The sequence below is a fragment of the Arenicella xantha genome, from assembly GCF_003315245.1.
GTDB classification, from domain to species: domain Bacteria; phylum Pseudomonadota; class Gammaproteobacteria; order Arenicellales; family Arenicellaceae; genus Arenicella; species Arenicella xantha.
Map to the genome: position 1 here is coordinate 704,946 of NZ_QNRT01000002.1, position 13,135 is coordinate 718,080.

Below are 13,135 nucleotides of genomic sequence, written 5' to 3' on the forward strand. Positions count from 1 at the left end.
CTCATTGATTTTAAAGGATTAACCGTGACCATAGAAAAAATATCCAGGCAAAAAATATCCAGTCATCGTGACGGATAATAAAACTGTTAGAAGGCCTGATCAGGTTAATCGCAAAGGATATAATTTATAAATGCTAAAAGAACTGCTCGAAAAAGGATATTTCCCAAGCGAATTACCTGCGCCATTTACCACGCGGGACTATGCTGCCGCCATATGTGCCCCATCGTTACCGTCGAGCCACCCATATACATTTGGAAAAAAAGGACCGAAGTACAATTCTAAGTGCGCCGTTTTCAATTTGGCTAGAAGGGGTAAACTTAGAAGGACACTATCAATTCCAAATCCGATAAATTATTACCATTCGGCTAAGTCCATTGCGGATAATTGGGTAGATATTGAAGCTCACTATTTGAAATCGAACCAATCCTTAAGCAGGCCTGTAGTTGATACGCATCGTGCATTGGGCTGGGAAAAGGGCTTTGCTAAGCTTTCTGACTCTAAGCTAAGAACTAGATCCGCATCGAAGTATATCCTCCAAGCCGATATTAGTAATTTTTACCCGTCAATTTATACGCATAGCATCCCTTGGGCGCTACATACAAAGTCTGTTGCCAAAAAGAATTTTGCTTTTTCAGCAAATATCGGTAATCAGATTGACGCACATATCAGAAATTGCCAAGAGATGCAGACCAAGGGTGTGCCAATTGGGCCAGATTCTTCATTCGCAATTGCAGAAATTGTGATGACATCAATTGATGAAATGTTGGTTCCAATTGTAGGTGACAAGTACCATCGCTATATAGATGACTTTGAGTTTGGTTGTAGCTCTTATCAGCAGGCTGAAACAACACTGGGTAGGCTACAAGAAATACTAGAACAGTTTGAATTAACACTTAATTCGTCAAAAACTAAAATCATTGACTCGCCATGTTCACTAGACCCTATTTGGCTACATGAGCTAAAGAACTACAGGTTTCGTAACGGGCAAACGCAACAGAGAAATGATTTCCTTCATTACTTCGATTTAGTAATGGACTATCTTGCAAAGTATCCAGACGATCCTATAGTAAAGTACGCCATCCTTAAGTCTTCCTCCCGATTAATTTATTCTGCGAACTGGCCTGCTTACCAAAGTATCATATTACAGTGGGCAATTGCTGAACCAGGAATTCTGCCAATCGCATTAGATTTCATTAAATTCTATGAAAATACCGGCTTTGCTATAGATAAAGATGAATTACAAGAAACTTTAGAATTCCTAATAACCGAGCACGCTCCGATGGGGCATACCAGCGAAGTCTCATATGCCATATTTGGCATGATCTTATTCGGAGTTAATTTTTCTACAAACATAGTTGGCATCATTGAATCAGTAGAGAATCCTATTGTTGCCTTACTTACACTGGATGCTCAGCAGCAGGGCCTTATTTCTAGTTCGCATACATTCGGCTTGTGGCAGTCCTTGATGAATCCGGCAGAGCTAAAAACCTCAAATTGGTTGCTCGCATATGAGGCGTTGATTAAAGGTTGGCTACCATCTGCAACTGGCTCTGATTACATCAAAACTGATGATGGCTTTAAGTACTTGCAAAGTAAAAACGTACAGTTTTACGACCATTTACTTATATCGTCTTATTTGCCTTCGGATAAATATTGGGCACTGAAAGATATTACACCTGAGCAGCTAAAGTACGTGCTAGAGCCTTCTAACAATGCGCTCCAGCCGACTTCGTACCTCGGCGGCTGAGCTTGGCGTTAGATTTACAATGATTCGCATACTCCAGTTTATTATTCTTACTTGTTTTAACACTTCAGTTTTTGGCCATGAAAATAAAAGCTTGTCTTCAGCTCTAGATGTCCATAATTATTGCTTTATCTCTATTTCTGAAATGGCAGATAAAAGCTATATAGATGCTCAGACTATTTTAGAGCGATGTATGACTGAAAAAGTCTTAGATGAATATATAGCTCTTTTAGCACTTCAATTTGTTTTCGCTACTAGCTTTAATGAGGAGATTTCGAAAGAATCTATAGATAGACATTTTAAAGAAATTTTTAGCCATCCGATTGAATCACTCTCCGATAAAAACACTGATAGATTTTCACCAGAAAACCTTGGAGAAATTTCTGTCAAGCTCGGCAAATTCTTAAGGAAAACCGAAAACGCAAAAAAGGGCGGTTCTAGTATTGATAGACTCAATAAAGAAAGTGAATCTAAACCCTACCTCCCTCCAGATTTAGATGATGTCATGATCATTGATCAAACTAAGACAATGATTAATTATGGCGGTTTCGTATATGAATATAAATCAATCAATAATCAATGGAAAATAAATGGGTTTGAACAAGAGAAATCTAACAAGTAACCAAAGTTCACTGCGCAGCAAGTTGCTCCGCCCCTTGGCTTGGCGTTATTGTGATCTCGGAGTAATATGAATAGGCTATTTTATCTTTTAATTCTCATGGTTTCTTTTAGTAATAACCTTCTTGCTGCTGGTGAAAGTGTTTTGGGGGAATGGGAAACGACTGATCAATATGGCTATGGGTATATGATAATTGAGTCTGAAAAAAAGGGGAAAATAGTCTTTTATGGTACTTTTTCGGCGAATGAATTTATTGAAGTTGAGCTAACTGACTTCGAGAAAACGGAGGACGGTTTTGATCTGAAAATGGAACTTAAAGACGACTTGTCGACTATTATTTCAGGAACAGGTTCATACAGTGATCATATGCTCTGTTTAAAGGTAAATCGTCCTGAAGAACCTAACCTTATGTGTTTTATGCGCCCAGAGAGAGTTAATTTATTAAGGGAGAAAGCAATTAATGAGCATGAAAAAACACAATAACAAGTTCCAAAACTACCGCTCCCTGCGGTCGCTCGGACGCGTTTACAACGCGCCCGTTTGAAAGGCGTTAGAAACCTGAGAGTAATAACCTACTAGCATTGGCCTTGAAAAACAGGCCATTAAACGCTTGCTGGTCCCGTTCTGTGGGCGTTAAAGCGCATTCAGGGATCTTATTTTACAGCACCTAAATAGATTAGGAATTCTAGAATTTCGGATTGAGCAGAAGTTGTTCAATTTTCGTGATTTGGTGACAATAAACAAGCCCATTGAACCTTTTGTTGAATCAGCGCAACTAATTCATGTACGACATATTTTTTTCTGCATGCGAGCATTGATCAATGATTAAAGTAAGAACCATTCAACTTCAGCACCTTCCCCATTCAAAGCTAAGGTCATTCTTGATTATTTTTGCCAGTGTCATGGCGATGGTATTCATTAGTAGCGTGAAGGCGCAAGATGCGGGCGTAAAGAACCGTGTGCTAACGACCACCCAAGGCAAGTTAAGCAGCCCGGTTATTACTCCCAATGGCCAGTCTGTTCTATTTCTGGATAGACCAGGCGGTGGCAGCACGACTGAACTATTTAGTATACCGATACGTGGTGGAACGCCGACCCTGTTGAACCCAAGTTTAGTTACTGGCGGTAACATTGAAAGATTTCTGCTTACGCCCGATGGTCAACAAATCGTGTATCTCGCCGACCAACTCGTCGACAATAAAATGGAACTTTTTATTATGCCGGTCACGGGGGGCGTGGCAACCCGTTTAAACGCGTTCACCGACAGCGATGACGTTAGCGATTTCGCTATTTCCCTCGATGGACATTACGTTATCTATGAGACCAATTTTGGTGCGGGAGATCTATTCAGCCTTGAACTGAGCACTGGAAACATTGTAAATCTGACGTCTGGGCTACCCAGTGCATTTCCAAGAATCTCCGACTTTAAAGTCGATCCAACCAGCCGGCGTGTAATTTTCATCACGTTCAGTGCCGGATTCAGTCGCAACGCTATTTTTAGTGTGGACCTGGATGGTCAAAATCGTGTTAGATTGAGTGTGGATACTTCTGACGATACTGCCATTTTTTCAGAATTTTTAGTGACCGGAGATGGTGGTCACGTAGTGTACGCTATCGCCGACAGGTTCACTGGCCAGGCAATCGAGCTTTTTAGCGTGCCGGTGGATGGTGGTCTGGCGTCTAAAAGTTTGACTCCGCGGGTCACACGAGATCAATCATATCGCAGATTAAGACTCACTCCAGATAACGCTTTTGTTATTCTACTGAGCAATTTGTTATCAGAGAATGGCTCCGTGGAGCTACTGAAGGTACCGGTGTTTACTAACCAACCGATCGAGCGGCTAAACCAAGTGTTTGACAACAACTTCTCGAGCGTAAACTATCTAGAGGTCAGCCCAGATGGACGCTTTGTGGTTTACATAGCAGACAGCCAAGTCCCGTTCCAGGAAAGTCTGTTTCAAGTCTCTGTGGACGGTGGAACACCAATCCAGCTTAACCAGCCTGGCACGGGGCATGAAGTGGCATTTAACTTTGCCGTATCCCCAGATAGTCAATGGGTCGTCTATGTGGAGGAAGTTGACAAGACGACAGATCAATTGCAACTCTTTGCTGCGCCAATGACCGGTGGTGAGATACTGACTCTTAGCGAACCAATCTCGGATGAGGATGAAAACGATTTTGAGTTTGTCTTCAGCAATGATTCTCAAAAAATTATTTCTCTCTCGCCAAATCTAGATCAATTGTTTTTGTCCGAGATTACGCTGGAACAATCATTGTGCGTGGTGATTCCAACACAGAACGAAAAAGTGGTGTCTTTTTGTTTGTAAGCACTCGGTAGTTGTAGATCGTGCGCAAACCAAGACGAGTAGATATGAACACCTACTTTAGAGCCCTAAAGCGCGCCTCTTCTTGAAGCGTTATAAGTATTAAGTACTCAAAAAGCTAGCTCATAGTTATGAATCGAATGATTTATGAAATAATTCTAAGCGATGGTGACAAGATTTTCTGAAGATGGTGTACCCCCTCAGATCTCAAAGTAAGTCTTGGCAAAGTAGTAAGCCATGCTAGTAATTCTCATCGCCCAGTTCTCTTAACCAGTCGGGGCGCGGGGTAGCCGTGGTGCAAGGTTTAGAGCAGTTCGAGAGAAACGGTGAAGAACTTGCCTTTGTAAAAGCTCTAACGTAGGGCTTAATGGAAATGGAAGAAGGTAAAACATAACAAGGCAAACACTTCCGCTTGGCTTATACGCGGTTCCCACGCCCGTGCTCGCGGCGTTAGGCATTATTTCACCAAATTAGCTAAATTAAGCTCAACCAAATTTCACTTTAGCATCTAAGGCCAAGCCACGCGCCACTGCGGTGGAGCGGTCACCTTCGACTATCTTTGAGTGCTCGAACTCGCTAGCAACCATCTGACTCAGATGGCGGATGCCCATACTGCCACCGGTTAAATAAACCGTATCAATATCAGGTTTTTTTAGACCAGCGTTTTCGATTGCTTGATTCGCGGTTGCTATTATTTGAATACATAATTCGTTAATGTGCGTATTCAGTTGGCTGACGCTCAACGGCAACGAGACGCTGTCTTCAACGAACGGCATCTCAACTTGCGTTGCATCGTCTGCGCCTAATTTCCGTTTTGCCTGCTCAACTGAAGTTAACACTTTGTGGGGCTGACGAGAGCGAATTAGCTGCGAAAATCGCGCGAACGTGTCGGGCTGCTCCATTTGTGGCTCTAGCTCAGCTAGCGTGGCTAGCACCTTTCGATCGTATAGCAGATCGATCTGATGCCACGATGAGGCATTCAAAAAATAAGAACGAGGCGCTTCCAATTCGGGGCGTCGTTTAAATCGTTGTCGATAACCAAACAACGGCATAACTCGTTCCAAAGCAATCACTTTGTCAAAATCATTGCCGCCGATGTGAATACCACAATTTGCAATGACCTCTGATTTAACACTATCAGCGGATCCTTTGGCTTGAAATTTCACCACCGAGAAATCGGAGGTGCCCGCGCCAATATCGATGACTAATACCACTTCTTCGCCAACGATGGTAACGCCATAATTTAGCGCCGCGGCAATCGGTTCTAGTTGAAATTCAATATTGCTAACACCAAGGTCGCTAACAATTTGTCGCAACGTGTCTTCCGCCTGTTGGTCGGCTAAGGGATTATCATCAATGAAGTTTACTGGCCGACCGACCACTAAACTGTCTATCGTTGTCCCAAGTTGCGCCTGAGCACGGCTTAATACTTCGCCAATATAGTGCCGTATGATGTCGCGAATTTGATAGGTGTCGTGCTTGATTCGAATCGTGTGATCGATGGTTCGCGTTCCCAGCGCACTCTTAAACGATCTTAGAAACCGGCCTTGGTCGCCAAAGTAATAACGGTCAAACGCCGCTTGGCCAATTTGAGTCGAGCCGTCTTCAAAGTCAAAAAACAAGGTACTGGGCAGCGATACACTTTGACGCTCCAACGGCAACACCGCGAGCTCTTCTCCGTCTAACACCGAGACAGAAGTATTCGCCGTCCCAAAATCTAATCCGATATGTTTCACTGCTGCCAAAATATTTGAACATAAAAAGTCGGCCGCAGTGTACCGAAATTGTAGCCAAATGACCTCTCGATCTTGGCAGTTATCGCAATTTTACTAACCTTAAAGGTAAAAGCCTGAATAACCACTCACTAGGTCTTGGCACTAACGCGGCGTTTTTTCTTAGTAGCCTTAGTTTTTTTTACTGAACGCGCACGACTTGGGCGTTGCTTGGGGCTAACAATGCCAACGGCTTGTTCTAACTCGCACAATGAACTCTCCATGTAATCAATCAGTCGTTGCACCTGCGGCATCGAGCGTCGGCAGGCGGTAATACCAAAATCCACATTACCGTCGTACGAGACCAGTGTGATATTCAACGCTAAGCCCTCAGTCACAATTGAGGCTGGGTATATGCCATCTAGGCGAGCGCCATCCCAATACATGGTCTGACGCGGACCTGGTACATTTGAGATCACGGTACTGAACGGTGGAAACCGGCTGATAAGACCTAACGGCATTAAAAGCAATCCAGGCATTTGCAACAGTTGTAACATCAGCGCTGCTTCCTTGGGCTTCAAGGCACTAAACAGGGCTTTACCAGCAATCATAGAAGCTTGTATTTTGGCGAAACGAGCTAACGGATCGCTAATATCCGTGGCTAGATCAGCGCTGATTGCGCCAACCGCATTAGACGAATCGATATCACCAGCTTGTCGCAACGACACCGGCACCATCGCCTTCAAAGACTTCTCTGGCAGTTCGCTGTGTTTTTGCATATACAGTCGCAGCCCGCCCGCACACATGGCTAGCACTGCGTCATTGAATGTGCCATCCAGCGCTTTACCGACCGCGCGAACCCGTTCGAATGACCATGACTGAGCAACGAATCTGCGCGAGCCGTCAATCGGAGTGTTAATCGAACTCTGCGGCACATGCCTCCACGGTAGAGCGAGCGCACCGCCCTTCCCCATCCAGCCACCGACAAAACTCTTCAGAGAGCTAAATACTTGCGTGCTGGTTTGGAAGGCTTCCTTAATAGCTTCGGATACGTTGCGTAATTCTTGCTCACTATAATTTTCAGCACGCAGTTGATCGAGCTTTAAACGATAGCGATTTTGCGATTCGAGCGAGAACGCTGACCCAAGGTTCCGCGCGTTAGGGTCTGGCGAGAACATGCTTTGCGTCAAATGCATTGACCGCGCGCCATCTACTGCCGCATGGTGGAACTTGGAATAAATCGCAAACTGCCGATTCTGCAAGCCTTCAATTAAATGCATCTCCCACAAAGGCCGATTACGATCCAATAGTGTGCCGTGTAAGCGAGATGCGAGAGCAAACAATTCACGATAACGACCCGGTTTTGGCAACGCCGAGTGGCGGATGTGATAGTCAAGATCGAGCTTGGTATCTTCCTCCCAATAGACAGGGCCAGCCAAGCCGAGTTTCGACATTTTCAAACGTTGTCCAAAAGGCGGTTGCAGCTCTTCGTCCGACCGTAAACTGGCGGCAAGACCATGCAAAAATTCTTGCTCATCGGCTCCAGGAGGTAGGGTAAAAAGATTGATGCCTCCGACGTGCATCGGTGTCTCACGACCCTCTGCCAATAGAAAGCCCATATCGACGATCCCTAATTTTTTCATTGCTTCACCTCTCCAACTTCGTAACCAAATTACCACTGCAATTTTACGCTGTGTTCGCTCGCTAGCTACAGCGCACAACGGGTTTCCTCAGATTAGTATAGACTAGATCAGATTCATCATTTTCATTTTTGCGATCGCTTCTGCGGTCAAAACTTCACGCTGAAAATACAAGCTCCACATTACGCGCGAACACTATTTCGAATACCGCGAATGCAGATCACTTTGATTACTTCCCAAGCAACTAGAGCCGTTAGCCATGGCTGACTCAAGTCAACCAGCCACAGTGTCTGTTGGCTATTTTCAACAACGGACAATTAATACCTAAGCCGACTAACGTGGTATAAACATTAAAGGGATTTATTTGCATTGGGTTCAATAGCCGGGATGGGGCTCTATTCAATGCCAAATAATTAATGAAATACACAAATTTTAAAGGGTAGAAAATGAAAGTATCAGACTTGTTAGTAAAGGCATTAGAAAACGAAGGCGTAGAATATATTTATGGTATTCCTGGTGAAGAAAATCTCGATTTCCTAGATTCACTGCAAGGTTCTTCGATCAAGTTAATACTCACTCGTCACGAGCAAGCCGCTGGGTTTATGGCCGCCACTTATGGCCGCCTAACCGGCAAACCCGGAGTTTGTTTGTCGACCTTAGGTCCTGGCGCGACCAACTTTGTGACCGCTGCCGCCTACGCGCAACTTGGCGCCATGCCGATGATTATGTTGGGCGGCCAAAAGCCGATTCGAAAGAGTAAACAGGGCCGTTTTCAAATTGTCGATGTGGTGAGTTTAATGAAGCCAATCACTAAATACTCGCAACAAATAGTTGATGGCAATAACGTTACCTCAATGGTTCGCGAAGCGTTTCGCCTGACCATGGAAGAACGACCTGGGGCGGCCTATTTAGAACTCCCCGAAGACATTGCCGAAGAAGAAAGCCAAGCAAGCTTATTCGACGTGGTCGGCCACCGACGACCGAGCGCAGACCATAAGTCTATTAGCGCCGCGGTCGAAATGATCCAACAGGCAAAGCTCCCATTACTGCTAATCGGCGCCGGGGCGAATCGCAAGCGTGCTGGCAATATGTTGCGCAAATTTATTGACGAGACCGGCATTTACTTCTTCAACACACAGCTCGGCAAAGGCGTTGTGGACGAGCGCCACCCTAAGTACTTGGGCACTGCCGCGCTGTCTTCAAACGATTTTTTGCATTGCGCCATTGAGCGTGCTGACTTGATTATCAATGTCGGGCATGACGTTATTGAGAAGCCGCCGTTTTTTATGGAAAAAGGCGGAAAAAAAGTGCTTCACATCAACTTTTTTCCAGCACAAATCGACGATGTTTATTTTCCTCAACTTAACGTTGTTGGTGATATCTCGTCGTCAATGTGGGAGATCTCTGAACAAATAAAGATTGCCGAAGACCGCGACTTTAGTTATTTCCAACGCGTGAAAGATGAGGTCAGTAGCCATATCACCAAGTACTTTAAAGACGAGCGCTTTCCAATGCTACCTCAGCGCTTAGTCAGCCTACTGCGCGAGTCATTGGATGCCGACGATATCGTAACGCTCGATAACGGCGTGTATAAAATATGGTTTGCGCGCAACTACGATTGTTACGAGCCAAATACATTATTGTTAGATAACGCTCTCGCCACGATGGGCGCCGGCTTACCTTCGGCCATGGCCGCTAAACAGCTGCATCCAAATCGTAAGGTCGTGTCAATCAACGGCGACGGTGGTTTTATGATGAACTCGCAGGAGATCGAAACTGCGGTACGAATGGGCCTCGACTTAGTGGTTATCATTCTCAATGACAGCGCTTACGGCATGATCAAATGGAAACAAGAAGGCGTAGGCTTTGACAACTTTGGGCTCGACTTCAAAAACCCAGACTTTGTTATGTACGCTAAGAGCTTTGGCGCACACGGATACCGGATTGAGTCGGATGAACACTTTCAAAGCGTATTAGATACCGCGCTGAATTCTGAAGGCGTGCACATCATTGATTTGCCGATAGATTATTCGCTTAATCACTCAATTCTAAACGTGCTGCTCAAAGAAAGCGCGTGCATTATTTAGCCCACTTAACTTACTCGCAAATTCTATTTACTGATCACATTAAGAGCCAAATTTTATGAGTACCATCGACGTTCATAACCCCTATGACCAGAAAGTAATTAAGAGTCTTACGATCAACTCATCGAGTGATGTAGAGGCAGCGATGAGTCGCGCGCACAAGCTGGTGAGTAATCGTGATAACTGGCTACCGGCCCATCAACGAGTCGAGATCTTCGAACGTGTTATCGAGATAATGTCGGAACAAATCGAGGAGCTAACACAGCTTGCTGCAAGTGAAGGTGGCAAACCTTACATGGACTCCAAGGTAGAAGTGTTACGCGCGATTAACGGCGTAAAACTTGCAATAGAACATATACCGCAAATCAAAGGCGAGCAAATTGCCATGGGCCATACCGCCTCATCGGCTAATCGAATTGCCTACACGCAACGCGAGCCGATTGGCGTTGTATGCTCAGTCAGCGCGTTTAATCACCCGTTGAACCTTATTGTGCATCAAACCATTCCGGCGCTGGCGGTGGGCTGCCCAGTGCTGATTAAACCCGCGGCACTAACCCCATTGTCTTGCTTTCGTTTTGTCGAGATTCTGCAGCAAGCAGGCTTACCTGAAGGCTGGTGTACCGCCCTGTTAACCAGCCGCGAAGACTCTGAAAAAATGGTTTGTGATGAACGCGTTAATTTTTTCTCGTTTATCGGTTCAGCTAAAGTCGGCTGGATGTTGCAATCAAAGTTATCAGCGGGAACACGCTCAGCGCTAGAGCACGGCGGTGCGGCTCCGGTAATTGTCGATCAAAGCATGATGCAAGATGAGTCTGACGCCGACGACATGCTCGAGAGTCTCGCCAAAGGCGGCTTCTATCATGCCGGTCAAGTCTGCGTATCAGTACAGCGCGTTTATGTGCAAGAATCGGTGGCGAGAGATTTCGCTCAACGTTTAGCCGAAAAAGCTAGCAAGCTGATTGTTGGTGATCAGCTCAACCCGAAGACGGAAGTCGGACCACTGATCACGCCCAAAGAAGTGGATCGTGTGGCAACTTGGGTTGAGGAGGCTAAACAATCAGGTGGAGAGATCTTATCTGGCGGTGAACGCATCTCCGATACTTGCTATGCACCAACCGTAATTTTGGACCCAGCCGAAGATGCCAAAGTGTCTCAGTTCGAAGTATTCGGCCCAGTGGTATGCGTATACTCCTACAGCGATAAAGCAGATGCGATTGCGCGTGCCAACGGTTTGCCGCTAGCGTTTCAAGCCTCGGTATTCACCAAGCTATTAGACGACGCCCTCGACACGAGCAACCGCCTCAATGCAACCGCAGTAATGATTAATGATCATACGGCGTTTAGGGTCGACTGGATGCCGTTCGGCGGCCGAGATGCGTCGGGCATTGGCATGGGAGGCATACCTTACTCAATGCATGAAATGACACGCGAGAAAATGTTAGTCATAAAGAGCAAGGTGTTGTGAGCTGAACTAACGAATGGCTCACTAACACTTAGCCAGCGCTGATTTAACTCGCCGCGCTGACTGAGCGCAAAGAACCTAAAGAAAAGGACCTAAAGAAAAGAACTTAAAGAAGAAGATTAGAGCAAAGGACTGCCTAAGACTCTATTGTTGTGGATCGCCCGCGGCATGAAATACTCTCGCTGATAGTGCAACAAATTCATAGGTCGGGCCACTCGCAACCGCGTTTGCAGTGCCTAGATCTTTAGACAAGTGTTTTGCCTGCTGCGGGGAAACGGTACGCGCAACTATGTGACCGACTAACTCTACCGTTCTACCGCCGATGTCAGACGGCACGAAGAATTCGTAGTCTTGAAATGATACGCGAATGTGTTGTCCATCTTGCTGGCCAATAAAAAAACAGCCCTTCTTCTGACATACCTTTGCAACTTCAAGCTGCAATGCTATTGGAGTATTTAAAAAAGCGTCTGGTGCGGCCAATACACTCGCTAGCCCAGTCGGCGCAAGTGACGTTGGCAATGACTCTATAGTCGACAAATCTTTAGCAAACGTTTCACTTTCGGCGTCAATTATTACCGGCTCCGATAGCCGAACCGCGGCCTCGCTCGATACAGAAAACACGCACAGCAGCAGTACCAACAACACAGTATATTTAGTCACAAATCACACTCACTAATGACAATTCGAATAGGCATAAGAGTTTAGCACACGCGTACTAGCCTCTCGTTGAGCCAACTCAATTGGCCTATTCAGCGGCTTGAATATGCCATTAATATACCCATCTTGTTCCATCTACATCAAACAACAGTTACGCACTATCAAGGATTCAATCACATGAAAAAAACCGTCGTTATTACTGGTGCAAACCGCGGCATAGGATTATCACTCGTACAGCTTTACCAAGCGGCCGGTTGGCAAGTAATTGCAGTTTGCCGAGCTAGCTCAACGGAGTTAGAAGCAAGTGGGGCACAAATTATCGAGCGCATCGACGTAGCTGATCCGACCTCGATTCAACAGCTCTCACAACAGCTAGCTCAAGACCTTTCTCACACTGGCATAGACCTATTGATAAATAATGCTGGCATTCTGCGTGACGAAGTATTGGGCGAAATTGACTATGCGTCCATTCAACTGCAGCTCGATATCAACGCGCTCGCACCGCTGAGAATCACCGAAGCTCTGCAGAGCAAGTTAACGCCAGGTGCTAAGGTTGTGATGATTACCAGTAGAATGGGTTCGCTCGCCGATAATACCAGTGGTGGTCGATATGGTTACCGTATGTCTAAGGCGGCCCTTAATATGGCAGCAGTATCGCTGGCGCATGATCTTCAGAATCAACAAATTGCAGTTGGCGTAATTCATCCGGGGCTGGTCGGAACTCGCATGATCGGTGGTCACGGCGACCTTACCCCTGATCAGGCCGCTCAGCAGATTAGTCAACGAATTGATGAACTAACACTCGAAAACAGTGGCTCATTTTGGCATTCTAACGGAGAAGCACTACCTTGGTAATTGACGCTAAAAGTTGAAGCAACGATGCCCTAATTAAG

The 13,135-nt window shown here is 45.6% G+C and carries 10 protein-coding genes and 1 pseudogene; 8 read left to right on the forward strand and 3 right to left on the reverse strand.

Going from position 1 to position 13,135, the window contains the following annotated elements; translation table 11 throughout:
- Positions 1-130 precede the first annotated feature (130 nt).
- From DFR28_RS08875 to DFR28_RS20055, 5 genes and pseudogenes are all read left to right on the forward strand, one after another.
- Complete coding sequence (locus DFR28_RS08875; RefSeq protein ID WP_113953976.1) at positions 131-1,747, forward strand: RNA-directed DNA polymerase; 1,617 nt, start codon at positions 131-133, stop codon at positions 1,745-1,747.
- Complete coding sequence (locus DFR28_RS08880; protein WP_147250973.1) at positions 1,713-2,366, forward strand: hypothetical protein; 654 nt, start codon at positions 1,713-1,715, stop codon at positions 2,364-2,366. The genes DFR28_RS08875 and DFR28_RS08880 overlap by 35 nt, the downstream gene beginning before the upstream one ends.
- 66 nt (positions 2,367-2,432) lie before the next feature.
- Complete coding sequence (locus DFR28_RS08885) at positions 2,433-2,846, forward strand: hypothetical protein (RefSeq protein ID WP_113953978.1); 414 nt, start codon at positions 2,433-2,435, stop codon at positions 2,844-2,846.
- A 338-nt stretch (positions 2,847-3,184) separates the two neighbouring features.
- The gene (locus tag DFR28_RS08890) at positions 3,185-4,690 is read left to right on the forward strand and encodes a hypothetical protein (RefSeq protein WP_147250974.1); all 1,506 of its coding nucleotides are present in this window, start codon (positions 3,185-3,187) and stop codon (positions 4,688-4,690) included.
- A 162-nt stretch (positions 4,691-4,852) separates the two neighbouring features.
- Positions 4,853-5,045: pseudogene (locus DFR28_RS20055) on the forward strand (type II toxin-antitoxin system Phd/YefM family antitoxin); the annotation flags it as partial.
- A 127-nt stretch (positions 5,046-5,172) separates the two neighbouring features.
- On the opposite strand, the gene DFR28_RS08900 reads toward DFR28_RS20055, so the two are convergent.
- Entirely contained in the window at positions 5,173-6,423 is a 1,251-nt protein-coding gene (locus DFR28_RS08900; RefSeq protein ID WP_147250975.1) for an Hsp70 family protein, read from the reverse strand.
- A gap of 128 nt (positions 6,424-6,551) precedes the next feature.
- Positions 6,552-8,042 carry a WS/DGAT/MGAT family O-acyltransferase gene (locus DFR28_RS08905; protein ID WP_113954548.1) on the reverse strand — a complete coding sequence of 497 codons (1,491 nt, stop codon included), beginning with the start codon at positions 8,040-8,042 and terminating at the stop codon, positions 6,552-6,554.
- 443 nt (positions 8,043-8,485) lie between these two features.
- Here DFR28_RS08905 and DFR28_RS08910 point away from each other — a divergent pair, with 443 nt between their 5' ends.
- Both DFR28_RS08910 and DFR28_RS08915 read left to right on the forward strand, forming a co-directional pair.
- Positions 8,486-10,126 carry an acetolactate synthase large subunit gene (locus DFR28_RS08910; protein WP_113953981.1) on the forward strand — a complete coding sequence of 547 codons (1,641 nt, stop codon included), beginning with the start codon at positions 8,486-8,488 and terminating at the stop codon, positions 10,124-10,126.
- Between the two features lie 55 nt (positions 10,127-10,181).
- On the forward strand, positions 10,182-11,588 hold the full coding sequence (locus DFR28_RS08915) for an aldehyde dehydrogenase family protein (RefSeq protein WP_113953982.1): 1,407 nt from the start codon (positions 10,182-10,184) through the stop codon (positions 11,586-11,588).
- A 141-nt stretch (positions 11,589-11,729) separates the two neighbouring features.
- Here the strand turns inward: DFR28_RS08915 and DFR28_RS08920 are convergent, their stop codons facing one another.
- The gene (locus DFR28_RS08920) at positions 11,730-12,245 is read right to left on the reverse strand and encodes a DUF4920 domain-containing protein (RefSeq protein WP_113953983.1); all 516 of its coding nucleotides are present in this window, start codon (positions 12,243-12,245) and stop codon (positions 11,730-11,732) included.
- A gap of 174 nt (positions 12,246-12,419) precedes the next feature.
- On the opposite strand from DFR28_RS08920, the gene DFR28_RS08925 reads away from it, so the two are divergent.
- Positions 12,420-13,097: an SDR family oxidoreductase gene (locus tag DFR28_RS08925; protein WP_113953984.1), complete on the forward strand. Its 678-nt coding sequence runs from the start codon at positions 12,420-12,422 to the stop codon at positions 13,095-13,097.
- Positions 13,098-13,135: the final 38 nt, after the last annotated feature.